21 protein-coding genes and 1 pseudogene are annotated in these 24,334 nt (G+C 72.8%); 2 read left to right on the top strand and 20 right to left on the bottom strand.

Annotated features, from left to right (window positions below):
- Positions 1-6: 6 nt before the first annotated feature.
- The 8 genes from FHS23_RS08625 to uvrC form a co-directional block, all read right to left on the bottom strand.
- A complete protein-coding gene (locus FHS23_RS08625) occupies positions 7-738 on the bottom strand; it encodes a hypothetical protein (protein ID WP_221219350.1) in 732 nt (243 codons plus the stop codon).
- A 56-nt stretch (positions 739-794) separates the two neighbouring features.
- Complete coding sequence (locus tag FHS23_RS08620; RefSeq protein ID WP_343053760.1) at positions 795-2,393, bottom strand: hypothetical protein; 1,599 nt, start codon at positions 2,391-2,393, stop codon at positions 795-797.
- A gap of 89 nt (positions 2,394-2,482) precedes the next feature.
- Positions 2,483-4,255 (bottom strand): hypothetical protein, encoded by a 1,773-nt coding sequence (locus FHS23_RS08615; RefSeq protein ID WP_183651357.1) that lies wholly within the window; start codon positions 4,253-4,255, stop codon positions 2,483-2,485.
- Positions 4,256-4,371: 116 nt separating this feature from the next.
- Positions 4,372-5,409, bottom strand: a complete 1,038-nt coding sequence (locus FHS23_RS08610) for a glucosyl-3-phosphoglycerate synthase (protein ID WP_183651354.1) — start codon at positions 5,407-5,409, stop codon at positions 4,372-4,374.
- 174 nt (positions 5,410-5,583) lie between these two features.
- Complete coding sequence (whiA, locus tag FHS23_RS08605; protein ID WP_183651351.1) at positions 5,584-6,570, bottom strand: DNA-binding protein WhiA; 987 nt, start codon at positions 6,568-6,570, stop codon at positions 5,584-5,586.
- Positions 6,561-7,553, bottom strand: coding sequence for a gluconeogenesis factor YvcK family protein (locus FHS23_RS08600; protein ID WP_183653647.1), 993 nt, complete (start codon positions 7,551-7,553; stop codon positions 6,561-6,563). Before FHS23_RS08600 ends, whiA begins: the two co-directional genes overlap by 10 nt.
- An 8-nt stretch (positions 7,554-7,561) precedes the next feature.
- Positions 7,562-8,419, bottom strand: a complete 858-nt coding sequence (gene rapZ, locus FHS23_RS08595; RefSeq protein ID WP_183653644.1) for an RNase adapter RapZ — start codon at positions 8,417-8,419, stop codon at positions 7,562-7,564.
- A 56-nt stretch (positions 8,420-8,475) separates the two neighbouring features.
- Positions 8,476-10,653, bottom strand: coding sequence for an excinuclease ABC subunit UvrC (gene uvrC, locus FHS23_RS08590; RefSeq protein ID WP_183651346.1), 2,178 nt, complete (start codon positions 10,651-10,653; stop codon positions 8,476-8,478).
- 158 nt (positions 10,654-10,811) lie between these two features.
- Between uvrC and FHS23_RS08585 the strand changes: the two genes are divergently transcribed.
- Positions 10,812-11,489: an HAD family hydrolase gene (locus FHS23_RS08585; RefSeq protein WP_183651344.1), complete on the top strand. Its 678-nt coding sequence runs from the start codon at positions 10,812-10,814 to the stop codon at positions 11,487-11,489.
- 172 nt (positions 11,490-11,661) lie between these two features.
- Positions 11,662-12,447, top strand: coding sequence for an exodeoxyribonuclease III (locus FHS23_RS08580; RefSeq protein WP_183651341.1), 786 nt, complete (start codon positions 11,662-11,664; stop codon positions 12,445-12,447).
- Positions 12,448-12,520: 73 nt separating this feature from the next.
- On the opposite strand, the gene FHS23_RS08575 is transcribed toward FHS23_RS08580, so the two are convergent.
- The 12 genes and pseudogenes from FHS23_RS08575 to FHS23_RS23130 form a co-directional block, all read right to left on the bottom strand.
- A complete protein-coding gene (locus tag FHS23_RS08575) occupies positions 12,521-12,991 on the bottom strand; it encodes a PH domain-containing protein (protein WP_183651338.1) in 471 nt (156 codons plus the stop codon).
- A gap of 14 nt (positions 12,992-13,005) precedes the next feature.
- A complete protein-coding gene (gene ribH, locus FHS23_RS08570; RefSeq protein WP_183651312.1) occupies positions 13,006-13,515 on the bottom strand; it encodes a 6,7-dimethyl-8-ribityllumazine synthase in 510 nt (169 codons plus the stop codon).
- On the bottom strand, positions 13,512-14,864 hold the full coding sequence (locus FHS23_RS08565) for a bifunctional 3,4-dihydroxy-2-butanone-4-phosphate synthase/GTP cyclohydrolase II (protein WP_183651310.1): 1,353 nt from the start codon (positions 14,862-14,864) through the stop codon (positions 13,512-13,514). The genes ribH and FHS23_RS08565 overlap by 4 nt, the downstream gene beginning before the upstream one ends.
- A gap of 2 nt (positions 14,865-14,866) precedes the next feature.
- On the bottom strand, positions 14,867-15,493 hold the full coding sequence (locus tag FHS23_RS08560) for a riboflavin synthase (RefSeq protein ID WP_183651306.1): 627 nt from the start codon (positions 15,491-15,493) through the stop codon (positions 14,867-14,869).
- A 1-nt stretch (position 15,494) separates the two neighbouring features.
- Positions 15,495-16,502: a bifunctional diaminohydroxyphosphoribosylaminopyrimidine deaminase/5-amino-6-(5-phosphoribosylamino)uracil reductase RibD gene (gene ribD / locus FHS23_RS08555; protein WP_183653641.1), complete on the bottom strand. Its 1,008-nt coding sequence runs from the start codon at positions 16,500-16,502 to the stop codon at positions 15,495-15,497.
- A 67-nt stretch (positions 16,503-16,569) separates the two neighbouring features.
- The gene (gene rpe, locus FHS23_RS08550; protein WP_183653638.1) at positions 16,570-17,244 is read right to left on the bottom strand and encodes a ribulose-phosphate 3-epimerase; all 675 of its coding nucleotides are present in this window, start codon (positions 17,242-17,244) and stop codon (positions 16,570-16,572) included.
- Positions 17,245-17,457: 213 nt separating this feature from the next.
- Positions 17,458-18,006: a flavoprotein gene (locus tag FHS23_RS08545; protein WP_183651303.1), complete on the bottom strand. Its 549-nt coding sequence runs from the start codon at positions 18,004-18,006 to the stop codon at positions 17,458-17,460.
- Positions 18,003-19,583, bottom strand: a complete 1,581-nt coding sequence (locus FHS23_RS08540; protein ID WP_183651300.1) for an RsmB/NOP family class I SAM-dependent RNA methyltransferase — start codon at positions 19,581-19,583, stop codon at positions 18,003-18,005. The genes FHS23_RS08545 and FHS23_RS08540 overlap by 4 nt, the downstream gene beginning before the upstream one ends.
- Entirely contained in the window at positions 19,580-20,515 is a 936-nt protein-coding gene (fmt, locus tag FHS23_RS08535; protein ID WP_183651297.1) for a methionyl-tRNA formyltransferase, read from the bottom strand. Before fmt ends, FHS23_RS08540 begins: the two co-directional genes overlap by 4 nt.
- 61 nt (positions 20,516-20,576) lie before the next feature.
- Positions 20,577-22,886 carry a primosomal protein N' gene (locus tag FHS23_RS08530; protein WP_343053759.1) on the bottom strand — a complete coding sequence of 770 codons (2,310 nt, stop codon included), beginning with the start codon at positions 22,884-22,886 and terminating at the stop codon, positions 20,577-20,579.
- Between the two features lie 25 nt (positions 22,887-22,911).
- Complete coding sequence (locus FHS23_RS08520; RefSeq protein ID WP_183651293.1) at positions 22,912-24,060, bottom strand: acyltransferase family protein; 1,149 nt, start codon at positions 24,058-24,060, stop codon at positions 22,912-22,914.
- Positions 24,061-24,211: 151 nt separating this feature from the next.
- Positions 24,212-24,334: pseudogene (locus FHS23_RS23130) on the bottom strand (methionine adenosyltransferase domain-containing protein); the annotation flags it as partial.

The raw sequence follows: 24,334 nt of genomic DNA, 5'->3' as shown, positions 1-24,334 counted from the left end.
ACTCCCCTACAGCGTGTCGGTGGCCGACGCCCGCAGCGTCGACCCCTCACCCGGCACCGAGACGACGCCGAGCGCGAGCAGCTCGTCGAACGCGGCGTCGGCCGCCAGCTCGCGCACCTGCACCTGGTAACGCGGCGTCGTCCGGTACGTTCCGCCCTGCTCGGAACTCACCGGGACGAGGAATCCCTGCTCGGCCAGGAACCGTAGCGCCCTGGTCACCATGCCGCGCGTGGTGTCGGGAGCGAGCCTGCCGTCCTTGGTCGCCGCGGCCGCGGGCCTGCGCGCGTACGCCCGCCACGCCTGCTCCAGTTCGGGCGCGTCGGCAAGCGGGTCGGTGTTCGTGGCGGCACGCTCGTCGAGGATGCGGCACGCCTCCCGCACGACGCCGTCCACCTGTTCGACGCTCACCCGGCCGATGTAGGTGTCGTTGGCGAGGTCGTCGGGCCGCGGGTAGCCGAGCGCGGCCGTGGCCAGGTGGATGAGCCCGTGCAGCACCTTCTCGGTGTCACGCCGTTCTCGGATCTTCGACTGCCGCGCGTAGCTGTCCATCTTGATCTCGAAGACCGACTCGTCCGTGGCGGCCAGCACGGCCCCGGCCTGCGCGTTCACCTCGAGCACCATCAGTCCCAGACCGGCGGCGACGGAATGGGTGAGTTGCTTGAACGCGCTGTCCTCGCCGTAGCGGCGCACGAGGTCGGCGTACACCACGTCCCGTCCGGGCACGAGCTTGGGCCGCATGCCGAACGCGAGCAGCCGCGCCGCCGCCTCGGCGTCGGCCGACGCATGTCCCGTGCTCACAGAGCAGCCTCCTCGATCGCGTCGCTGTCGTCGAACAACCCGGGCTCGCGCTCCACGTCCGTGCCGTCCCGCGCGGCGTCGACTCCGTCGGCCCCGTCGGCCCCGGGACTGTCGTCGCCGGGCCCGTCCGGTTCGCCGCCGTCGTCCGCGTCGCCGTCGACGAGTGCCGACATCAGCAGCAGGTCGGCACCGCCGATCTCGGGATCGTCCAACCGGGTGCCGTCGTCGACGGCGAGCAGCACCGCGCGCTGGGCCTGCCGCAGCGCACCGCCGACCTCCGGGCCGTACGCATATACGGCGCGCAGGGCGACGAGCCGGGCGACGGCCGGATCGGCCGCGCGGGCCTCCTCGAGCAGACCCGACAGCCGCCGCGGCACCTCCGGCAGGTCCAGCAGCGCGTCGGCCTGCCGCCACTGTTCGTCGGTGAACGCGTCGGTGTCCTCGGCGGGCTGCAGCTCGGGGTCCGGCACCTCACCCACGACGTGTTCGCGTTCCGGGGCGGGCCGCAGCAGCAGCGACACCAGCGACGGCAGGGCCGGCACGCTCGGCACGCTGGTGCCGGCGCCGGCGCGGAAGTAGGCCTCGACGGGCGCGAGCGCGCCGGACAGAGGCAGGTCCAGGGTCGGCGTGAGCAGCTGTCCGAACACGTCGATCGCCGCGCGCTGGGGCGGCCCGGAGAACTGCTGGCGGTCCTGCTCGGCGCGGAACACCGCGCCCGCCGCCTGCAACCGGTTCTGGAGCTGCGTGTGCCTGCGAATGCAGTCGCCCACGATGTCGACCAGTTCGGCGGCCCTGCGCTTGTGGTCGGGGTCCTCCGCCTCGTCCCTGGCCGCGGTGATGTTCTTCAGGATGGCCGTTTCCGCGCGGAACCGGGATTCGATGTGGGTCAGCGCGGAGTCGAGCAGCTCGGGCAGTTCGCGTTCCCAGTCGACCGACCGCACGTCACGCCGCGTCGCGTCGAGCCTGGCGCGCAGGATCTCCCCGTACTGCACCGTCCGGTACCGCGCCTGTTCGGCGGCGAGCTTCGCGTCGGCCAGCCTGCCGCGCGTGATCAGGTTCTCGAGTTTGACCTCGGCGGCGATGTGCGCCGACTCGACGTCGGTGTCCAGTGCGCCGACGAGCACGTTGATCGCCTCGTCGGTCGCCCGGAGATACACCTCGCCGTCCGGCGCGGCGAGCTCGACGAGGAGCTTGAAGTCGAACGCCCGCCTGCGGTACCTCCCGTCGGCGTCGACCGCGCCGTAGACCCGGCGGAATCCGCGGTCGGTGGTACCGACGTTGATCAGGTTGTCGAGCACCCAGCGCGCCACCCGCGTGTGCTCGTCGGTGGTGCGGTCCGGCGCCTGGGCGGCGACGAACGGCAACAACCGGTGCGCGACCTGGTGGTGGTCGGCGCCCGTGTCGAAATCCATGGCGATCGTGACCTGGTCGATCGTGTGGAGTCCGATCTCGGCCATCTGGTACACGGTCGCGTCCGCCCAGTCGAGCTTGGACTTGCGCGCGTCGAGATCGTGCAGCGGCGCGGTACACGCGAGCGCCTTCAGCCGGCGCGCGAGCCCCTCGTCGGGGTCGGCGGTCGTCTCGTCAGCTCGCACGGTGTGAGGTTAAGGCAGCGGGGCCGCACGGTTCCGGGCGGGGAACCGTGCGGCCGGTCACTCACTGTGTCGGGGTGAGACCGCGCCGTCTACCCGACCGGCGAGGAGCGGTCGGGGCCGGGCGGGTCCGGGCGGTCGCCACCGGAGGCCACGGATTCACCCCCGGAGTCCGGGGAACCGCCGTTCGTCGTCACGTCCTCGCGGATCCGGTCCGCAGAACCGCCCACCTCGGCCGGCGCGTGCGGTCCGGAACCGTTCCCGCCCGAGACGCCGTTACCCGAGACGCCGTTGGCCGGGACGCCATTGCCCCCGGCGACGCCGCCGTTGCCGGTGGGAAGCCCGTCCCCGGGACCACCGTGGCCCGGGGCATCGTCGTACGGGGTGGGCGCGGGCGTCCCGGCGGGCTGCGCGTCCCGCTGGTTCCGGCGCCACAACAGCGCCGTCAGGGCGAGGACCCCCGCGAGGGGCAGCAACGTGATGCCGGGCAGCTGGTAGCGCCACGAGAACTCGAAGGCCGCGGCACCACCGAGTGACACCAGTGCCATTCCCGCCGGCAGGAGCATCGCCGCCCGCAGGCCGCTCGCCCGCGCCTTGCGGGTGATTCCCAGACCTGCGGCCAGCGCCAGCAGCAGCGCCACGCCGAGCACGTTGCCCGGGGTGAAGCCCCCGAACAGCTGGTACCAGCGCAGCGCCGTGCCCAGCGTCGGCCGGGACTCAGGCTCCTCGCCGCTGTAGCGGAGCGCGTACTCGCGGCTGAGCTCCTCGTGGTTGTAGAACTGGTACGTCGGCTGGAAGTGCCAGCGCTGCACCGACACGTCACCCGGGGTGTCGACGCGCCAGCCCCGGAACCCCTTGAGGAAGTCCGTCATGATCGCGACGGCCACGTCGAACGGCTGCTGCCGGATGACCTCCTTGCCGAAGTCCTGCTGGATCGCGACGAGGTTCGTGCCCTCGGGCCACTGGGCGCGCCACTCGGCGTTCGCGCCCATGTGCGCGTACTGGTCGCTGCCGAGCCGCTCGCCCAGCGGCTCGTCGGGGCACGCCGGTTCCAGCCGCTCCGACAACTCCAGGTTCTGACAGTCGGCCACCACGGCGCCACGGGCGTAGAGAACGTTGCCGGTCGACGGGCTCAGCGCGAAGTGACCCGACCAGCTCGCGTAGTAGGCGCCGTACCCGACGACCATGAGCGCCAGCGGCAGCGCGAGCGCCGCGACCCGCACGAGGATCGTGCGCCAGGCGGCCCACGTGCCCCAGCGCCGCCAGACACCGCCCGCGATGAGCAGGAACACGACTGCGGGCAGCGCGAGTGGCAGCGCGACCATCCGGAAGATCACGGCGACGCCGAACAGCACACCGGCCACAGCGGTCGCCCACACCGGCGGCTGCCCCCCGCGTTTCGTACCGAGCAGCAGCCACAGCAGCGCGACCAGGATGACCTGGAACCAGACGTCGGACATGATCATCTGCTCGATCTGCACCTCGTAGGCGTCGAGCAGGACCGGCGCCGCCGCTAGCGCGGCCAGCCAGTTCCGGCGCACCCCCAGCCTGCGGGCCAGCGCGTAGAGCGCGACACCGCACGCCAGCCCGGCGACGTGCTGCAAGAACGACACGAGCCCGAGCCCACCGACGGCCAACACCGGTTCGAGGACGAACAGGTCGTAGCCGATCGGGTGCAGGCCCGTCGGGTTGTGGGTGCCGACGTTGTCGAGATAGCGGAACGAGTCGCCGTACAACAACGCGGGCGGGTACGCGAACCAGGCGGCGGCGCGCAGGCCGAACCCGGCCACGAACACCACGAGGAACAGCCAGTGGTTGCGGCCGACGTCGAGAGCGCGGCGCTTCAACTGCGCGGGAGCAGGCACGCCAGGAAGCTAGCAACCCCGCCCGTGTATCCCACGCAGACCCCCGGTGCCGGCGCGTCACCGCCGATCGGTAGGCCCTCGCACCCCGACTGCCGGCGACACGCGCACGCCGCGGGTCAGGCCGTCCGCCGCAGGCTTCGACCCGTGTCGCGGGGCACCCGCGCGAGGGGGTCGCGTTCCTCGAGGGTCAGGTCGGTCAGCACCAGGTCGCGTTCCACACCGGTGCCGGGCCCGGTCACGGCGCGCTGGAACTGGGCCAGCAGGGTCGCGGGCGGCACGGACAGCGACATCCTGTCGTAGCGTTCCAGTCTGTCCAGGATCGTCAGGATGATCTGCGCGGACATGCGGCCGAGGGCCTGCGTGGTCTGGTGCCGGTGGGTGCGTTCGCCCAGGTCGATCTGGGCGAGCGCGTCGAGGCCCCGCCACTCGACCAGGTCGATGAGGTGGCCGACCTCGACGCCGTAGTGCGTCACGAACGGGATGGCCTCCAGCACCTCGCGCCTGCCTGCGTACTCGCCCGCCAGGGGCTGGACGAACCCGGACAGCTGGGGCCAGAACATGTTCAGCAACGGCCGCGCGACGAGTTCGGTGACGCGCCCCCCGCCGTCGGCCTCCCGGTGTCCGTCCTCCGCGAGCGGCCGGTGGTAGAAGCCCTTCACGTAGTCGACGCCCTGCCGGGTGAGCAGGGGGCCGAGCAGACCGGTCACGTAGGCGGCGGTGAAGTCGTAGAGGTCGCCGTCGACGAACACGACCAGATCGCCGCGCGTGGCCGCGAGGCCCTTCCACAGCGCCTCGCCCTTGCCCCGGTGACGCGGCAGCGCGGGCAGTACGTCGTCCTGGGCCACCACGTCGGCGCCGGCCTCGGCGGCGACCGCGGCGGTCGTGTCCTGCGAGTCCGAGTCGACGACGAGGAGCTCGTCGACGAGCGGGGCGGCCTCCATGAGCGTGGTGCGGATCGTCCGCACGATCTCGCCGACCGTCTCCGCCTCGTCCCTGGCGGGGATCACGACGCTCACGGTGCGTCCCCGTTTGGCGGCCACGAGCTCCGCGGCGGTCCAGGCGTCCGCGTGGCCCGACCGGTGTTCGAGCCACGTTCCGATCTCGGGCGAGACGGCGAGTTCGGTGCCGTCGGTTCCTGTCCTGGTCGCGTGCACGTGCTGCCCCCTTTCGTCCAACGATCGTGACCTGCCGCCGGCCGGTCTCCGGAGGCGAGGTCCGAACCGTTCGCCCTCGAGCGTCAGGGTGCTGCGTTTCCAGCCGGGACCCGGCCGTGCCACCGCTACGTTACGAGATACCGGCCGCCGCAGCCCACGGGCAACGGCGCGCGTTCACACTTCCTCGTCGAGCATCTCCGCGGTCACGGCGGACTCCGTGTCGGGCATACCCAGATCGGCGGCCTTCTTATCCGCCATGGCGAGCAGCCTGCGGATCCGGCCTGCGACGGCGTCCTTCGTCATCGGCGGATCGGAGAGCTGCCCGAGCTCCTCGAGCGAGGCCTGCCGGTTCGACACCCGCAGCCTGCCCGCGGTCAGCAGGTGGTCCGGCGCGTCCTCGCCCAGGATCTCCATCGCCCGTTCGACCCTGGCCGCGGCCGCCACGGCGGCCCGCGCCGACCGGCGCAGGTTGGCGTCGTCGAAGTTGGCGAGCCGGTTCGCCGTGGCGCGAACCTCGCGGCGCATGCGCCGCTCCTCCCACGCCAGCACGCTCGAGTGCGCACCCAGCCGCGTGAGCAGCGCGCCGATGGCGTCACCGTCGCGGACCACGACCCGGTCGGCTCCCCGCACCTCGCGCGACTTGGCCTGGATGCCGAGCCTGCGGGCCGCACCGACGAGCGCCAGCGCCGCCTCCGGGCCCGGGCACGTCACCTCCAGTGACGACGACCGCCCCGGTTCGGTCAGCGATCCGTGCGCCAGGAACGCGCCGCGCCAGGCCGCCTCGGCGTCGGCGATCCCGCCGGACACCACGGGCGCGGGCAGTCCGCGCACCGGACGGCCGCGCTGGTCGATCAGGCCGGTCTGCCGCGCGAGCCCCTCGCCGTCCTTGACCACGCGCACCACGTAGCGGTTGCCCTTGCGCAGCCCGCCCGAGGTGATCATGTGAACCTCGGCCTGGTGGCCGTACAGCTCGTGGACCTCTTTCCGGAGCCGCCGGGCCACCGAACCGGTGTCCAGTTCCGCCTCGACCACGACCCGGCCCGCCACGATGTGCAGGCCACCGGCGAACCGCAGCATGGCCGCCACCTCGGACCGCCGTGGGCTCACCTTCGTCAGCTCGAGCCGGCTGAGTTCGTCCTTGACCGCAGCGGTCATCGCCATGAGAGCCCCTCCTTCGCGCTCGTCGCACCGAGCGCGTCTCGCACACAACCAGCCAGCGCATCCGGGTCGTGCCGCCCCACCACACCCGGGGTGGCGATCGACGCCAGATGTGCACGCCCGCCCAGCTCCGCGGCCGCCGAGCGCAGCCGCGCCGGCGTCGGCACCGAATCGCTGTCGGCGATCACGGCGTCCACCCCGAGCCGAGGAGCGTGCTGGAAGAGTACGTCCAGGTGCTGTTCGGGTGAGAAGCCCGCCGTCTCTCCCGGCTGCGGCACGAGGTTCAGTATGACGATCTTCGTCGCCGTCGTCTTCACGAGCGCGTCGTGCAGTTCCGGCACGAGCAGGTGCGGCAGCACGCTCGTGAACCACGAGCCGGGGCCGAGGAACACCACGTCGGCCGACAGCACGGCGTCGACGGCCTCTCGACACGCCTGCGGCGGCTTCACGGCGGCGCCGGTGCCCGTGTCACCGGCGGGCACCACGCTGTGCAGCGTGATCCGCCGGACCTGCCCCGGGGTGCTGGCGACGGCGACCTGCCCGCGGATGCGGCTGACCGCACCGTCGGGTTCGAGGCCGGTCACCTCGGCCTCGATGTCGAGCGGGTCGGTCGACATCGGCAGCACACGGCCGGAGACGCCGAGGAGCCGGGCCGCCTCGTCGAGCCCGGCCACCGGGTCGCCGAGCACCTCGAACAGACCCGCCAGGAGCAGGTTGCCGACCGCGTGGCCGGTCAGCGCGCCGCTGCCGCCGAACCGGTGCTGGAACACCTCGGCCCACCGCGCGCCGTCGTCCGCCGCGGCGAGCGCGCCCAGCGCCTTCCGCAGGTCGCCGGGCGGCAGCAGGCCCAGTTCCCGTCGCAGCCTGCCCGAGGACCCGCCGTCGTCGGCGACCGTGACCACCGCCGTGACGTCGTCGGTGAGCCGCCGCAACGCCGTCAGCGTGGCGTGCAGACCGTGACCCCCACCCAGGGCGACCGCGCGCATCTGCTCGTTCACTCCCGGCCCAGGTCCCGGTGCACCACCTTCACGGCCGTTCCATCCTCTTTGGACAGCCGGTTGGCGAGTTCCTCCGAGATCGCGACACTGCGGTGCTTGCCGCCGGTGCAGCCGATCGCGAGCGTCAGGTACCGCTTGCCCTCGCGCTTGTACCCGGCGCCGATCAACCGGAGCAGGTCCTGATACCGGTCGAGGAACTCCTCCGCACCCTCCTGGCCGAGCACGTAGTTGCGCACCTCGGAGTCGAGGCCGGAGTGGTCACGCAACTCGGGGATCCAGAACGGGTTGGGCAGGAACCGCACGTCCATCACGAGGTCGGAGTCCATCGGCAGACCGTACTTGTAGCCGAACGAGAGCACCGTCACCCGGGTCTGCGCCGACGACTCGCTGCCGAAGGCGTCCTCGATCTTGGCGCGCAGGTCGTGCACCGACAGCGATGACGTGTCCAGCAGCAGGTCAGCCTCGGCCCGCAACGGTTCCAGCAGCGCACGCTCGGCGCCGATACCGTCGACGAGCCTGCCGTCGCCCTGCATCGGGTGGCCCCGGCGCACCTGGTCGAACCGGCGGATCAGCACCGCGTCGGTCGCCTCCAGGAACAGCACCCGCGGTTTGTACCCGCGCATGTCCAGACCCTTGATGACCGACGACAGGTCGTCGGTGAACGCCCGCGACCGCACGTCCATCACGACCGCGACCTTCGTGATCGCCCCCCGCGACTGCGCGCCGAGCTCGACCATGGTCGAGATCAGTTCCGGCGGCAGGTTGTCGACGACGAACCAGCCCAGATCCTCCAGGCATTTCGCCGCCGTGCTGCGGCCCGCCCCGGACAGCCCGGTGACGACCGCGACCTCCATGCCGGAACCCCGGCCGTCCTCCTCCGCCGCGTCGGCTCTGCCGGCTTCGGCACTGCTCACTGGTTCGACTCCCCTCGCTCCATGCTTCGTCCCCCTGCGCCGTGTTGCTGTGCGCTGTCCTGCGGTGCGCCGTCCTGCTGCTCCGGGCCGGTCTGTTCCCCTGTGCCGGCCCGTTCTCCCGCGCCGGCACGGCCCCCTGCGAGTGCCGTGTGCACGGCCTCCGCGGTCCGCTTCCCGAAGCCAGGCACCTGCGCGATCTCGTCGACCCCCGCCTGCTTGAGCTTCTTCACCGAACCGAAGTGCTTGATCAGGGCCGACTTCCTCGCCTGCCCGAGTCCCGGCACATCGTCCAGTTCGGAGGCCTGCACCCGCTTTCCGCGCTTCTCCCGGTGGTACCGGATGGCGAACCGGTGCGCCTCGTCGCGCACCCGCTGCAGAAGGTACAGCGCGTCGGAGGTCCTCGGCAGGATGACCGGCTCCTCGTCGGACGGCAACCAGACCTCTTCGAGTCGCTTCGCGAGACCGACCACGGCCACGTCGGTGATGCCGAGCTCGGCGAGGACGTCGGCCGCGGCGGTCGCCTGCGGACCCGCGCCGTCGACGACCAGCAGGTTCGGCGGATACGCGAACTTCTTCGGCTTTCCTGTCTCCGGATCGATCCCCGGCGGGCCGTCCTGCCCGCCGGTCGGTCCACCGGCGTCGGCCGCGGGCGACACAGGGGGCGCGGCCCCGGCGCCGACCTCGGCGTCGACGCCGGCAGCGCCGGTCTCGTCCGCGGTCTCGGCACCGTCCGCGGCCTGGGCGGCGGTCTCCTTGAGGTAGCGGGCGAAGCGCCGCCTGACCACCTCGGCGATGGCCGCGACGTCCCCCTCGTCGGCGGCCTCGCGCAGCGCGAATCGGCGGTACTCGTTCTTCCGCGGGACGCCGTCCTCGAACACGACCAGCGACGCGACCACGTCCGTGCCCTGGGTGTGGCTGATGTCCACGCATTCGATACGCAGCGGCGCCGTGTCGAGGGCGAGGTGCTCCTGCAGTTCCTGCAGGGCCGCCGACCGCGCGGTGAGATCGCCCGCCCTCCGGAGTTTGTGCTGGGCGAACGCCTCCTTGGCGTTGCGCTCCACGGTATCGGCGAGTGCGCGCTTGTCGCCGCGCTGCGGCACCCGCAGGCGGACGCGGGAGCCGCGCAGTTCCGACAGCCAATCGGTCATCGCGGGGGCGTCGGCGGGCAGTTCCGGCACGAGGACCTCGCGCGGCACCGTCGGCCCGCCACCACCCGGCGCCTCGCGGGCGAGGTCGAGCTGCTCAGCGTAGAACTGGCTGAGGAACTGCTCGACCAGCGCCGCGACGTCCATCTCCTCGACCTTGTCGACCACCCAGCCGCGCTGCCCACGGACACGGCCGCCCCGCACGTGGAAGATCTGGACCGCGGCCTCGAGCTCGTCGTGGGCGAACGCGACGACGTCCGCGTCCGTGCCGTCACCCAGCACCACCGCCTGCTTCTCCATCGCCCGCCGCAGCGCCCCGAGGTCGTCACGCAGCCGGGCGGCGCGTTCGAACTCCAGCTCCTCCGAGGCCTCCGCCATCGCCTTCTCGAGCCTGCGCACCATCTTGTCGGTGCTGCCCGCGAGGAAGTCGCAGAAGTCCTCGACGATCGCGCGGTGCTCGTCGGCGGTGACCCGGCCGACGCACGGCGCCGAGCACTTGTCGATGTAGCCGAGCAGGCAGGGCCTGCCGATCTGGGAGTGCCTGCGGAACACACCGCTCGAACAGGTACGGGCAGGGAACACGCGCAGCAGCAGGTCGAGCGTCTCCCGGATGGCCCACGCGTGGGCGTACGGCCCGAAGTAGCGCACGCCCTTCTTCCGCGGCCCGCGGTAGACGTGCAGCCGCGGGAACTCCTCGTTCAGCGTCACCGCCAGCACCGGGTAGCTCTTGTCGTCCCGGTAGCGGACGTTGAACCGCGGGTCGAACTCCTTGATCCAGTTGTACTCGAGCTGGAGCGCCTCGACCTCCGTGGACACGACCGTCCACTCGACGCTCGCGGCCGTGGTGACCATCTGGCGGGTACGCGGGTGCAGTCCGGCGAGGTCCGCGAAGTACGAGTTCAGCCTGCTGCGCAGGCTTTTCGCCTTGCCGACGTAGATGACGCGGCGACGGTCGTCGCGGAACTTGTACACGCCGGGTTCGTCCGGAATGCTCCCCGGGGCGGGCCGGTAGGTCGACGGGTCAGCCACGGTCTCCACTCTATGGCGACCCGCCGACACCCTGGTCAGGGGCCACGGGTCGGAGGCCCCGCAGCGGGGGCATTGGCTCGGGGGCGTTGGCTGGGGGACGTGGGCTCCGGGGACGTCGCGCATCGCGACGCCCGCGGCGGGAACGTAGTCTGACCGCCATGACACGTGCTGCGCCGAGGCGGCCGTCGATGGTCCTGTTCGACGTGTTCGAGACGCTCGTGCGGCTCGAACCGCTGCGGGATCGGTTCGTGGAGGCGGGCAGACCGGGCCACGAACTGGAACTGTTCTTCGCACGCACGCTGCGCGACGGCATGGCCCACACCCTCGCGGGTGAGGCGCCGCCGTTCCGCGCCGTCGCCGCGGCGCAGCTGGCGATCACGTCCGGGCACACACTGAGCGACGAGGCGATCGCCCACATCCTCGACGGCTTCACCGAGCTGCCGCTGCACCCCGAGGCCGAGACCGCGTTCACCCTGCTCGCCGAGGCGGCCGTGCCTGCCTACGGCTTCACCCACGGCGGCGCGACCGTCCTGGAGTCCATTCTCGACAGACACGGGATGAGCGGGCGACTCCGCGGCGTGCTGTCCTCCGAGGCCGTCCGCTCGTTCAAGCCGCCCGCCCACGTCTACCGCTGGGCGTGCGGACAGGTGGGCTCCGACCCGGCCGGGACCGCACTCGTGGCCGTGCACTCGTGGGACACCCACGGCGCGGTCAAGGCGGGACTTCTCGCGGGATTCGCCACCCGCCTCGAAGGGGGCCTCACACCACTGGTCGAGCGGCCCCACGTGGTCGCGAGCCGGGTCGACGAGGTGGTGGCGGGCCTGCTCGCCCTGTAGCGCGCGTTCGGCACCGTTCGGCGGCCACGGTCGACGGGACTCCCGCCTCTCTGCCGTCCGTGCACGCCGTAGGGGTACCGGCAGGACGGCGACGACGTGGTGCCGACGGGAGCACACAGAGCCGCGCCGTATAGGTCGTTATACATCGATGTCGTTGTGCGAGGCTGCCCGCATGCGGATCGCCACCTGGAACGTCAACTCGGTCACCGCCCGGCTCCCCCGGCTGCTCGCCTGGCTCGACTCGGCCCGGCCGGATGTGCTGTGCCTGCAGGAACTCAAGTGCGCCGACGACGCCTTCCCCGCCGAGCAGGTCCGCGAACTCGGCTACGACATCGCCTGTCACGGCACCGGCCGCTGGAACGGCGTGGCGATCCTGTCCAAGGTCGGCCTCGACGACGTCGTGCGTGACCTGCCCGGCCAACCCGCCTACGACGGCGCCCTCGAGCCCCGCGCGGTCGGCGCCACGTGCGGCGGCGTACGTGTCTGGTCGGTGTACGTTCCCAACGGCCGCGAACCCGGCCACGCGCACTACGACTACAAGCTCGACTGGCTCGCCGCCCTGAACGACACCGTCGCGGCCGACAGCGCGGCGGAGCCGTCCCGGCCGCTGGCCGTCCTCGGCGACTTCAACATCGCCCCCACCGACGACGACGTGTGGGACATCGCCCTGTTCGCCGAGTCGACCCACGTCACCGAGCCCGAGCGCAAGGCACTCGCCACGCTGCGCGACGCCGGCCTGACCGACGTCGTGCCCCGGCCGTTGAAGTACGACCACCCGTACACGTACTGGGACTACCGCCAGCTCGCGTTCCCCAAGAACAAGGGCATGCGGATCGACCTGGTCTACGGCGACGCCGCGTTCGCGGGCGCCGTCTCGGACGCCTACGTCGACCGCGAGGAGCGCAAGGGCAAGAGCCCGTCCGACCACGCACCGGTCGTCGTCGACCTCGACCGCTGACCGCAGGACCCACCCCGGCCACCACACCGGCGACGCGGTCCCCGGCGGTTCACCGAGCCGGGGACCGTCCGCGTCAGTCCTCCCAGGCGCGCTTGTGCAGCCTGCGCAGACCGCGTACGGCGGTCACGGCGCGGTGCCGGTCGACGGCCTGAACCGCCAGCAGCGGGTAGTACTCGTCGTCGGGCAGTTCCAGCCGGGCGAACGAGGCGCCGTCGGGGAAGCTCACCGACAACACCTGGTCCCAGTCGAAGTGCCGGGTGGTGCCGACGTTGCGGACGTCGATGCCGCGCGCATCGGCACGCACCTTCGGGGTGCCGAACGACGCGCACGCCAACCCCAGCAGCAGGCCCACACCCACCATGGCGATCTGGTCACTGAGGTGGAAGATCGCGCCGCTGTCGGACCCGCGCAGCAGCACCGCCACGACCGTGAACACCGCCAGCAGCAGCACCCCGAGGGCACCGCCCATCCAGGCGGCGCGCTGTGGCCGGGCCACGATCACGTCGTCACCGGTCGCAGCACCGTTGTCGGAATCCCTGGTCATCTGCTCACCCGTGGTCACACGAAACCCCGTTCGGTCCAGGGCTGGCGCAGGCCCCGCAGCACGCCTGCCGTCGTCAGCGCAGCCACGGTGGCCTCCCGTCCCTTGTTCTCGACCGAGTCGGCCAGGCCCGCGCGGTCCAGGGCCTGCTGCTCGGTGTCACAGGTGAGCACGCCGTTGCCCACCGGCGTCGACTCGTCGAGCGCCACCCGCGTCAGGCCGGCGGTCACGGCGTCGCACACGTACTCGAAGTGCGGCGTGCCGCCACGGATCACGACGCCGAGCGCCACGACGGCGTCGTGGCCCCGGGCCAGGGCCTGCGCCACGACGGGCAGTTCCACCGCACCGGCGACGCGCACCACGGTCGGCTCCTCGGCGAGCTTCGCCTCCGACGCCGCCTGCACCGCGTTCCCCACCAGGCTGTCGGTGATCGTCGTGTGCCACCGGGTCGCGACGATCGCCAGCCGCAGCCCCTCGCACTCGCGCAGCGCCTCGGCGTCCTCGTCGGGCCGTCCTTCACCACTCACGGCGTTCCACCACCGGCTTCCGTTCCCGTGCCGGCCGCGGTGCCGGGGCCGAACTCGGCCAGGCCCGCGCCGACGTCGTCCGCGTTCTCCAGTTGAGCCAGCTCGTGGCCCATGCGGTCGCGCTTGGTCTGCAGGTACCGCAGGTTCTCCGGGTTCGGCGACACCGGCAGTGCCACCCGGCCCGTCACGCGCAGGCCGTAGCCTTCGAGCCCGACCCGCTTGGTCGGATTGTTGGTCAGCAGGCGCATCGAACGCACGCCGAGATCGGTGAGGATCTGCGCGCCCGTGCCGTAGTCGCGGGCGTCGGCCGGCACGCCGAGCTGGAGATTCGCATCGACCGTGTCGGCACCGTCGTCCTGCAGCTGATACGCCTGCAGCTTGTGCAACAGGCCGATGCCCCGGCCCTCGTGCCCGCGGATGTAGAGCACGACGCCACGTCCCTCCTCGGCGACCGCCTCGAGCGCCGCCTGCAGCTGCGGGCCGCAGTCGCAGCGCAGCGACCCGAAAACGTCGCCGGTGAGGCATTCCGAGTGCACCCGCACCAGGACGTCCTCACCGTCGCCGATGTCGCCGTAGACGAACGCGACGTGCTCGATGCCGTCGAGCAAGCTGTCGTAGCCGATCGCGCGGAACGTGCCGGGGGCGAGCGGGATGCGCGCCTCGGCCACGCGCTCGACCTGCTTCTCCATGCGCCTGCGGTAGGCGATCAGGTCGGCGATCGTGATCAACCGCAGGTCGTGGTCGGCGGCGAACACCTCGAGCTCGTCCCGCTTGGCCATGTCGCCGTCGTTCTTCTGCGACACGATCTCGCACAGCACGCCCGCAGGTGCCAGTCCCGCCATGCGCGCCAGGTCGACGCCGGCCTCGGTGTGGCCGGGTCTGCGCAGCACGCCGCCGTCCTTGGCGCGCAGCGGGACGACGTGTCCCGGGCGCTTGAAGTCCTTCGGTCCCGTCGACGGGTCGGCGAGCAACGAGATCGTGTGCGCCCTGTCGGTGGCCGAGATCCCGGTGCCGATGCCCTCCGTGGCGTCGACCGTCACGGTGTACGCCGTGCCGCGCACGTCCTGGTTGGTGTGGAACATCGGCGGCAGGTCGAGCCGTTCGCAGTCCTCACCGGTCAGCGACACGCACACGTAGCCGGACGTGTACCGCACCATGAACGCCAGCAGCTCCGGCGTCACCTTCTCCGCGGCGAAGATCAGATCGCCCTCGTTCTCGCGGTCCTCGTCGTCGACCACGACGACGGCCTTGCCGTCGGCGATGTCGCGGATGGCGGCCTCGATCGACTCGAGGTCGAATCCCGCCGGTGCACCCGCGGCCGCCTGCGACGCCTCTGACGTCTCTGTCATGCTCACCCGTCCTCCTTGCCACCGCCATTGTCCACCGCGAGCGACGATGCCCGGTCGGCGGTCTGCTTCTCGACGTACTTGGCGAGGACGTCGACCTCGAGGTTCACGACGTCGCCCGGTTCGGTACGGCCGAGCGTGGTCAGCGACAGCGTCGTCGGGATGAGCGCGACGGTGAGTTCCTCCGGGGAGACACTCGCGACGGTCAGCGACACGCCGTCGATCGCGATGGACCCCTTCTCCACGATGTAGCGCCCGAGCTGCGGCGGGAACGCGAAGTGGGTCAGGTCGTCGGCGTCGCGATGCAGGAACACGCCCGTGCCGTCGACGTGGCCCTGCATGACGTGGCCGCCGAACCGGCCGTTCGCCGCCATCGCCCGTTCGAGGTTCACGCCCCGTCCCACCTCGACCTTGGCGAGGCTGGTGCGCTCGAGCGTCTCGTGCACGACGTCGACGGTGAACTCGTCGCCGTCGACCTCGACGACCGTCAGGCACACGCCGTTGACCGCGATCGAGTCCCCGTGCTTCGCGTCACCGGTCACCACCGGGCCGCGCACGCGCAGCCGCGCGGTGTCCCCGCTGTCCTCGACGGCCGTGATCTCGCCGAGCTCCTCCACGATGCCCGTGAACACGTCAGGGTCCTCCTTCACCGGCGGCCGGTACGGCCGTGATCCGCACGTCGTCCCCACTCATGGTGACCCCTTCGACACGCCACCGGTGGGCTTCGGTGATGGTCGACACGCCGGCCGCACCGAGCGCCGTCGGCCCGGCGCCGAGCAGTGCGGGCGCGACGTATCCCACGATCCGGTCGATCACGCCCGCCTCGGCGAAGGCGCCCGCGAGGGTCGGCCCGCCTTCGAGCAGGACGTCGACCACGCCACGCTCGGCGAGGTCCGTCAGCACGTCCCGCGGGTCGCGGGTGCGCAGGTGGACCGTCGGCGCCGCGTCGTCCAACACTCGGGCGGTCTCCGGTATGCCCCGCGTGCCGACGACGACGCGCAGCGGCCGACGGTCGGCGAGCCCCCCGTCGGCGTCGCGGACGGTGAGCCACGCGTCGTCGGCCAGCACGGTTCCGGTGCCGGCGACGACCGCGTCCGCGGCCGCGCGGATGCGGTGCACCTCGGCGCGGGAGACGGGGCCGGAGATCCACCGGCTGGTGCCGTCGGCGGCGGCGACGCGGCCGTCGAGCGTGGCGGCGTACTTCCACGTGACGTGCGGCCTGCCGGTGCGCACCGAGTGCAGCCACGCCCGCAGCGGCCCGCCCGCGACGTCGTCGGCCAGCAGCCCGCCAGCCACGTCGACGCCCGCCGCGCGCAGCAGGTCGGCGCCGCCGGCCGCGGGCGGGTTGGGGTCGGCGACGGCGTAGCGCACCGTGGCGATGCCGACATCCAGCAGTGCCTGCGCACACGGCGGCGTCCGGCCCCGGTGGGCGCACGGTTCGAGCGTCACGTACGCGGTGCCGCCCCGCGCCCGCTCCCCCGCCTCGCGCAGCGCCATGACCTCGGCGTGCGGGCCACCCGGCGGTCGGGTGGCGCCGCGGCCCACGACCGCTCCCCCTCCGTCGACGATCACCGCGCCGACCGGCGGGTTGGGACTCGTGGTGCCCCGCACGTCCTCACTCAGCGCGAGGGCGGCCGCCATCGCCTCCGCGTCTGTCACGGATTCCGCGCCCGTCCCGGCGTCGCGGCCGGCCGGTCCCGCAGGCACGTCAGTGCGCCGGGCGCGCGCCGGCCGCCTGGTCCCGCAGCGCCGCGACGGCCCGGCCGGGGTCCTCGGCACCGTAGACCGCGGATCCGGCGACGAAACAGTCGACGCCCGCCTCGGCGGCCTGCTCGATCGTGTCGGCGTTGATGCCGCCGTCGATCTCGACGACGAGCCTCAGATGCCCGGTGTCGACGAGGCGTCGCGCGGTGCGCACCTTCTCGAGCACGTCGGGGATGAACGACTGGCCGCCGAAGCCCGGTTCGACCGACATGACCAGCAGCGTGTCGTAGTGCTTGAGCGTGTCGAGGTGGCCCTCGAGCGGCGTGCCCGGTTTGACCGAAAGACCCGCCTTTGCCCCGGCGGCGCGCAGGTTCTTCGCCAGCATCACCGGATCGTGGGCCGCCTCGGCGTGGACGGTCACGTTGTACGCACCCGCCTCGGCGTAGCCCGGTGCCCATTTGTCCGGGTTCTCGATCATGAGGTGGCAGTCGAGCGGGACGTCGGCGACCTTCCGCAGCGACTCGACGACCGGGAGCCCGAGCGTGAGGTTCGGGACGAAGTGGTTGTCCATGACGTCGACGTGCACCCAGTCGGCGCGGGTCTCGCCGTCGCGGGCGACGGCCGCGACCTCCTCGCCGAGACGGGCGAAGTCGGCGGACAGGATGCTCGGTGCGATCAGCGGGCGAAGCGATTGAGAGGCCACACCGCGAATCCTAGGCAGCCGCTCGCGCAGTGGCCGCCCGGGGCGGCCTTCCGTCACCCGGCGTGACGTTCGCCGCACCGCAGGCGGCCACGAGGCGCCGCGGTCAGCGGGAACGGCGTTCACGCGGCGCAGTCGTCACGGGGAGCAGTCGTCACGCGGCGCAGTCGTCATGGGGAGCAGCCGGCACCGTCACCGGTGAGCGTCCCGGAGCAGTCGGTCCAGCACGCCGGTCCACGGAGTGTCACCGAGGCCGGTGACGCGCACGCCGGCACCCGCCAGCGTGTCGAGATGGCCCTGCCAGGCGGGATGCGCGGGCCGGGTGGGCTGTACCCGGTGGCCGACGGCCATCGGGACCACACCCACGGCGTCGCCGAGCACGGTCAGCGCCTGGTTGTCGGCCAGTCCCAGTGCGAGCTTCGCCACTGAACCCGCACCGGCCGGCGCGAAGACGAACGCCTCGGGGTCCGGATGCGGACGCGGCACATCGGGGGTGCGCGAGGTCCACCGGACGTCGAGGTCGGTCGTGGCCTGCAGACGCGCGAGCGCCCGATCGTCGAACCACGACGCCGCGGTGGGCGTCAGCGTGATCGCCAGCCGCCAGCCCCGCGCGGCCGCCGGTTCGGCCAGTTCGGCCGCCAGCCGGGTCTGCACCCCGCTGCAGGCCGACGCGACCAGCCCGAGGCACCCGCGTTCCGTGCCCGGCGGAGCGCTCCCGCCGGGCGCCGCCACGCCGGTCATGTGGCGCGGGCGAGCCCGCAGAACATGGCGTCGGTGCCGTGCCGGTGCGGCCACAGCTGCACCGTCGGGCCGTCGCCGAGGTGCGGCACGCCCGGGAAGAGCTCCCGCGCGTCGACGGTCTCGGCCCCGGCGCGCCGGACAGCGGTGGTGAACGATCCCTCCGTCTCCGCCAAGTGCGGCGAGCACACCACGTAGGCCACGATGCCGCCGGGCCGCACGAGCCGGAACGCCGATTCGAGGAGTTCGGCCTGCAGTTTCGTCAGGTCGGCGACGTCGCTCTGCTGCCTGCGCCAGCGGGATTCCGGGCGGCGTCGCAGGGCGCCGAGTCCGCTGCAGGGCGCGTCGACGAGTACCCGGTCGTAACCGCCCTCCAGCCCCGGATCGCGGCCGTCGGCCCTGTGAACGGTCACGGGCAGGCCGTCGACGGCCTTCTCGATGAGGCGTGCGCGGTGGTCGGCGATCTCGACGGCGTCGACGGCCACCTCGTGCTCCGCGGTCGCCGCCAGACAACCGAGGAGGGTCGCCTTTCCGCCGGGTCCCGCGCACAGGTCGAGCCAGCGCGCGTCCGTCCCGTCGACGGGCGCCTCCACGGCGGCGAGCGTGACCAGCTGACTGCCCTCGTCCTGGACCGCCGCGAGGTGTTCCTTCAGCGGTTCCGACGCGGCCAGATCGCCGCTGCCGGCGGGCAGGTGCACGCCGTAGGGCGAGTACGGCGCGACGTCGCCGCCGGTGATGGCGGCGAGTTCGTCCGCGCTGATCTCCCCCGGCCGCGCGAGCAGATGCACCTCGGGCCGCGCGTCGTCGGCGCCGAGGGCCGCCGCCAGCTCGTCGCCGGTGTCGCCGAGCGCTTCGGCGAACGCGCGCGCGATCCACCGCGGGTGGGCGGTGCGCATCGCGAGGTTGCCGATCCGGTCGGTCTCGGCGTCGGGGGCGAGGCGTTCGACCCACGTCTGTTCGTCGTGGTCGGACACCTTGCGCAGCACCGCGTTGACGAACCCGGCGACGTGCGAACCGGCGACGTCGCGGACGAGCTCGACCGCCGAGTCCACGGCCGCGTGCGGCGGGATCCTGGTCCGCAGCAGCTGGTACGCACCCAGCCGGAGCCCGTCGAGCACCGCAGCGTCCACCTCGGACAGCGGACGGTCCACGCAGGACGCGATGATCTCGTCGAGCAGCCCCGCGGCGCGCGCTGTGCCGTAGGTGAGCTCGGTCGCCAGCGCGGCGTCGCGGCCGGACACCCGCCGCTGCCGCAACAGCTCCGGCAGGATCAGGTTCGCGTAGGCGTCACGCTCGCTGACGGCACGCAGCACGTCGAACGCCACCCGCCGCGGCGGGTCGTCGACCGGTGGTTTGCGCGGTCCCTCCTTCCGCGGCGCCGGCCGCCTGCCGCGGTCCGGCCTGCCGCCCTGCCTGCGTTGCCGGTCGTCCTGGGGCCTGCCGCCGCGGCTCCTCCCGCGGCCGCCCGCGCCGCCGTTGCCGCCCCTGCCGCCGCCTCGGTGACCACCGCGGCCGCCGTTACCACCGCCGTTGCCACCCGTGCCGCCGCTGCCGCCGCGGCCGGTTCCGTCGTCGCTCATGTGAGGCGCTCCCCGTGCTCGATTCTCGTGCCGCGGGCCCAGTCGGTCGCCGCCATGCGTTTCTTGCCCTGTGCCTGCACCTCGCCCAGTTCGACGGGTGCGGTGACGGTGCCCGCCAGTACACGCTTGCGCTCCACCAGGAGCTGCCCGGGAGCCAGCTCGGGCGCGCCGGAGTCGGCACCGAGCGGCCGGATCGGGCCGAGTTTGCACCGTGCGCCGCGGAACTCCGCCCACGCGCCGGGTTCCGGCGTCACCGCACGGATGTGCCGGTCGACGGCGAGCGCGGGCCGATCGAAACGCACCCGTGCGTCCTCGACGGTGACCTTGGGTGCGTAGGTAACGCCGTCGGCGGGCTGCGGCACCGCGGTGACGCTGCCGTCCTCGATGCCGTCCATCGTGGACACCATGAGCGCGGCGCCCGACTCGGCGAGCCTGCCCAGCAGCGCCCCCGCGGTGTCGGTGGGGCCGATCTTCTCCGTCACCACGCCGAACACGGGCCCGGCGTCGAGTTCGGGCACGATGCGGAACGTCGACGCGCCCGTGTACTCGTCGCCCGCGCCGACGGCCGCCTGCACCGGAGCCGCACCACGCCACGCGGGCAGCAGCGAGAAGTGCAGGTTGACCCAGCCGTGCGCGGGGACGTCGAGCGCGTGCTGTTTCAGCAGCGCGCCGTAGGCCACCACCGGGCAGGCGTCGGGCGCCAGCTCGGTGAGCCGCGTCAGGAACTGCGGGTCGTCCGCGCGGGCCGGGGTGAGGACCTCGATCCCGTGTTCGTCGGCCAGCGCGCCGACGGGTGAGCGCACGAGCCTGCGGCCGCGTCCCGCCGGGGCGTCCGGGCGGGTGACGACGGCGACGACGTCGTGCCGCGAGGCGAGCAGTGCGCGGAGCGCGGGGACGGCGGGTTCCGGTGTGCCGGCGAAGACGAGCCTCATCGGCCGCCCGCACGGGTCAGCGGTGCGATCATCCTCGCCAGTCTAGAGCTCCACCCGCGCGTCAGATGAGGTCGAGGGGGTCGAGGCGGGTCCGTACGGGGTCGTCCTCCTTGCGGGCTCCCCTGACGGCGTTGAGCGTGTGGACCGCGGCGGCGAGCGCGCGCCCGTCGCCCCGCGGCACGCGCACCAGCGCCCGTTCGCGTTCGGCGTTGCCGTCCTCGTCGACCTCGCCGAGCGGCACCGGGCCCAGGACCTCCGCACTGTCGGGCGGTTCGAGCTCGTCGAGTGCCGCGGCGAGGGCGTCCGGCGAACCGTCGAGGCTCGCCATCCGCACGGCGGGTGGGAAGCCGAGCTCCCGGCGTTCGGCGAGCTCCGAGGCCGCGAGCCAGCCCGGGTCCCATCGGACCAGCGCCTGCACCACGGGCACGCCCGCCTCCGCGCCGACGATCACCCGCCCGCCCTCGGTGGCAGGCCGCACCAGCGCGGCGGCCGCCATCCATCGGCGCAGCGCCTCCTCGGACGCGCGCAGATCCTGTCTGCCCAGCAGCGCCCAGCCGTCGAGCAGCAGCGCGGCTCCGTACCCTCCGTCGGCGACCGGTTCGGCACCCGGCGTCGCGACGACGATCGCGGGCACGGCGGGCACCGTGTCCAGCACCTCGCCGCCTCCCGACGTCCGCACCGGAGCGCCGGCGAAGGCCCTGCCCAGTTCCTCGGCGGTTCGTTTCGACCCGACGACGACCGCACGCAGCCGCACCGATCCGCACGCCGAGCAGCGGAACGCCGCGTCGGTCACCCCGCACCACCGGCACCGTGGCGACCCGGCCTCGCCCCCGCCGGGCAGGGCGAGCGGCCCGGCACAGTGCCGGCAGCGGGCGCGCGTGCGGCAGTGCGCACACGCGAGCCCGGGCACGTAGCCCCGGCGCGGCACCTGCACCAGCACCGGAGCACCGGCCTTCAGGCCCGCCCGCGCGGCTTCGAACGCCACAGCGGGCAACCGGGCGGCGTGCGCGGCCTCGTCGCGCGCGACGTCGAAGTCCTCACCGGTCGGCGTGACCCGTGGGGCCCGCGAACGCAGCTGTTCGCGGGGCGCCACGAGTGGCTGCGCCCAGCCGGATTCCAGCAGCAACTGCGCCTCGGCGGTCCGGGCGAACCCGGCGACCAGCAGCGACGCACGGTCGGTATGTGCGCGCAGCATCAGCACGTCCCGTACCTGCGGATACGGCATGTGCGGATCGACGTGCAGGTCGTCGCCGTCGTCCCACACCACGTACAGCGCGGGCTCGGACACCGGGGCGAACATGCCGGCACGTGTGCCGACGACGATGCGTACCGCGCCGCGTTTCACCGCCAGCCAGCGGCGGTACCGCTCAGCGGGCCCCAGGTCGGCCGACAGCGCGGTCACCGCGTCCGGGCCGGCCAGCTCGGCGCATGCGGCCGCCAGCCGCGTCACGTCCCGGTGGTCGGGCACGACGAGCACGGCGCCCCGTCCCGCAGCGGCCACGGTGGCGGCCAGCTCGGCGAGCCGCCGGGGCCAGTCCTCCCCCGGCAGCGCCTGCCAGACCGCGTTGGCCACACGCCCCGCGGCCAGCGCACCGACGTACGACGGGCCCCATTGGTACCGCTCCCACGCGGCCGCGTCGGGCCGGGTCGCCGCGTCGGAGTCCACGGATTCGGCCTCTGCGGTGTCGGAGACCCCCGTGCCGGAGATCCCTGTGCCGGAGATCCCTGCGTCAGGGGCTTCGGTGCCGGAGTTCGCCGGGTCCGGCTCACCGCCCCTGCCGGTGTCCGTGCCACCACCCGGCGCCGTCTCCTCGGCCTCGACGGTGGCGTGCCGTGGCGGGATCGCCAACCGGGCGACGTCCATGAACGTGCCGCCGTAGCGGTCGGCTACCGCCCGGCACAGCGTGGCCAGCCGCGGGGTGAGGACGACCTCGCTGGAGACGGCCCGTTCGAGGAAGGCGAGCCTGCCGCGGTGCTCGGTCGTCGCGGCGCGTTCGACGAGGAAGCCGTCGACCAGCTGGCCCGCGAACCGCACGCGCACGCGGCAGCCCGCGACGGCGCGCTCGTCGAGCTCGGCCGGGACCTGATAGTCGAACGTGCGGTCCAGATGCGGCAGCGGCACGTCGACGGCCACGCGGGCGATCGGGTCGCGCTCCGCGGGCCGTTTACGGCCCTTGGTGCTGCGCTTCCCGCCGGTGCCGCTCTTCCCGCCGCTGGTGCCCTTGCCACGAGCGGTCTGCCGCCCCGCACCGCCGTCGGCCCCCTTGCCGCTACGCGCCGTGCCTCCGGACGCGCCGGACGGGGACGCGCCCGGCTTCGGCTCGGGCAGGTCGTCCAGATCCCACAACGGGGTCGGTTCAGGGCCGCTCACGCCGTCTTCTTTACCAGAGCGGTGCTCACCCTCCGGTGCGCGCTGCGGCCGACGCCGTCGGCGTCCGCGACGGGAGCGCGTCGATACCGCGGTTCAGCAGGGTGAACGCGGGTTGCTCCACCCATCGCGTCAGCGCCCAGCCGAGCAGCACCGCGACCGCGACGTACGCCGGGACCCAGCCGAACCAGGGCACCCCCAGGTCGGCCAGGTGCCGCGCGACGAGCGAGCCCATGACGTAGTGCATCAGGTACACGCCGTACGAGATGCCGCCCAGCCAGCGGATCGGCCGGGCGAGGTTCGTCAGTAGCGGCGCGTCCCACACCGGCTGGTAGGCCGCCACGCTGATGAGCACCAGCGACACCGCGAACGCCACGACGGAGTCGCCGGGCGGCGGATGCTTCGTGTGCGCGATGAGCACCGCGACCAGCATCAGCAGCAGTTGGGTGAAGGTCATCCGCTGTTTCGACCAGCGGAAGATGGCGACGCCTGCGATCAGCAGGTGTGCCCGACTCAGCCCGGTGCCGTCCATGAGCATGCTGACCCATCCCGGCGGGATCGTGCCGGGCCCCATGAACACGTAGCGCAGCGCGAGCGGCACCAGCAGCACACCCCACATGACCGCCGTGGCGGCCCGGCCGTGTACCCGACCCTTCCACGCCAGCAGCGCGATCGCGGTGAACCCGCACACCTGGATCGGCACCGTCCAGTGGGCGCGGTCGATGTACTCGACACCGTCCAGCAGGTTGTGCAGCAGGGCGAGGTTGCCGACGAGGTCGGTGTAGGACGGGCGGTAGAAGCCGTCCGGGTGCAGCAGCAGGCTCGCCGCGAAGATGACGAGCACGGCCACGAAGAACGCGGGCAACAACCGGGCGAGTCGTCGTAGCCACCACCGCAGCGGCGGTTTCCTGCCGACGGTCATCGCGGCGAAGTAGCCGGAGATGACGATCAGCAGCGACGCGCCGAACGGGAAGTCCATCTGGAACGGCCCGGGCGGCATGTCGTAGCCGGGCAGCGTGTGCGGGGTGAGGAACGTGGCGTGGAACGCCAGGACGGCGACGATACCGAGGACGCGGATCGCGTCCCAGCTGAGATACCGGGTGCCCCGCGCGGGCTGCGGCGCCGACTCGGGGACTCCGGCCCCGGACGGCGGGTTTTGCTCTCCCTGCGTGCTCACCACAAGTTCCGTAGCGTAAGACACGCACTCACCCGTACGAGCGGCAGGTGGCGGCGTGTCCTGAATTCACGCCGAAAGGAACTACACACAGCAACGTGGCCGCCCGGTCCCGGACGGCCACGCCCGCCGTGTCGATGGTGCCGGGGGTGCGTCAGCCGACGCTGCGGAGCAGGTCGTCGGCGCGGTTGGTGTTCTCCCACGGCAGGTTCGCATCCGGACGGCCGAAGTGGCCATAGGCCGCCGTCTGCGCATAGATCGGCCGCAACAGATCCAG

The organism is Prauserella isguenensis, from assembly GCF_014191605.1.
Taxonomy (GTDB): domain Bacteria; phylum Actinomycetota; class Actinomycetes; order Mycobacteriales; family Pseudonocardiaceae; genus Prauserella; species Prauserella isguenensis.
The sequence above is the reverse complement of the archived record's forward strand: the minus strand, read 5'-3'. Positions and strand labels throughout refer to the sequence as shown.

Bases quoted from the DNA above. Each gene is read 5' to 3' on its own strand.
- FHS23_RS08600 (WP_183653647.1), bottom strand. From the start codon at position 7,553: ATGCGCGCGGTCGCCCTGGGTGGGGGTCACGGTCTGCACGCCACGCTG.
- FHS23_RS08585 (WP_183651344.1), top strand. From the start codon at position 10,812: ATGACACGTGCTGCGCCGAGGCGGCCGTCGATGGTCCTGTTCGACGTG.
- FHS23_RS08565 (WP_183651310.1), bottom strand. From the start codon at position 14,864: ATGACAGAGACGTCAGAGGCGTCGCAGGCGGCCGCGGGTGCACCGGCG.
- FHS23_RS08625 (WP_221219350.1), bottom strand. From the start codon at position 738: ATGCGGCCCAAGCTCGTGCCCGGACGGGACGTGGTGTACGCCGACCTC.
- fmt (WP_183651297.1), bottom strand. From the start codon at position 20,515: ATGAGGCTCGTCTTCGCCGGCACACCGGAACCCGCCGTCCCCGCGCTC.
- FHS23_RS08545 (WP_183651303.1), bottom strand. From the start codon at position 18,006: ATGACCGGCGTGGCGGCGCCCGGCGGGAGCGCTCCGCCGGGCACGGAA.
- ribD (WP_183653641.1), bottom strand. From the start codon at position 16,502: ATGGCGGCCGCCCTCGCGCTGAGTGAGGACGTGCGGGGCACCACGAGT.
- FHS23_RS08540 (WP_183651300.1), bottom strand. From the start codon at position 19,583: ATGAGCGACGACGGAACCGGCCGCGGCGGCAGCGGCGGCACGGGTGGC.
- whiA (WP_183651351.1), bottom strand. From the start codon at position 6,570: ATGGCGATGACCGCTGCGGTCAAGGACGAACTCAGCCGGCTCGAGCTG.
- rapZ (WP_183653644.1), bottom strand. From the start codon at position 8,419: ATGGAGGTCGCGGTCGTCACCGGGCTGTCCGGGGCGGGCCGCAGCACG.
- FHS23_RS08580 (WP_183651341.1), top strand. From the start codon at position 11,662: ATGCGGATCGCCACCTGGAACGTCAACTCGGTCACCGCCCGGCTCCCC.
- FHS23_RS08575 (WP_183651338.1), bottom strand. From the start codon at position 12,991: ATGACCAGGGATTCCGACAACGGTGCTGCGACCGGTGACGACGTGATC.